1 protein-coding gene is annotated in these 593 nt (G+C 66.4%); it reads left to right on the forward strand.

The features are described from left to right. Positions 1 to 47: 47 nt before the first annotated feature. Positions 48 to 593 (forward strand): transposase (locus HKK72_RS39530; RefSeq protein WP_187239468.1); only part of this gene is annotated, 546 nt, incomplete at its 3' end.

Below are 593 nucleotides of genomic sequence, written 5' to 3' on the forward strand. Positions count from 1 at the left end.
CTAGTAGGACTTTGTTAGGTGTTGATCATCTGTGGGATGATCTTGGTGTGATCGCTGAGGAGCTGGGTGCGGTGCGTGTGTGCCTGGAGGATTTCGCCGCTGAGATGTTCGCGCCGTTGGTGCGCCGTGATCAGCGGATCAACGGTGGGCTGTATCTGCGTGGGCTGATGCTGGATGGGCGGCGTAAGTCGATGCAGCCGATGGCTGAGCGGCTCGGGGTCGACCATCAGCGGTTGCAGCAGTTCATCACGTCGTCGACGTGGGATTACGTCGCGGTCCGGCGGCGGCTGGCCGTCAAGACCGCCGAGGTCGTGGCGGCGGGTGCGTGGGTGCTGGACGATACCGGTCATCTCAAGGACGGGGATGCCTCGCCGTGTGTGGCCCGCCAGTACACCGGCACGGCGGGCAAGGTGACCAACTGCCAGATCGCGGTGAGCGTGCATGCGGTGACCGATGCCTGCTCGGCTCCGTTGGACTGGCGGCTGTTTTTGCCCGAGCGGTGGGACGACGCGCTGGCCGCCGATCCGGCGGAGGCCAAGCGGGTCGCTGCCCGGCGTGTCCGTGCGGGCATCCCCGACGAACAGCGGCACCGG

Origin of the sequence: Actinomadura sp. HBU206391, assembly GCF_014323665.1 — a bacterium.
Classification (GTDB): domain Bacteria; phylum Actinomycetota; class Actinomycetes; order Streptosporangiales; family Streptosporangiaceae; genus Actinomadura_C.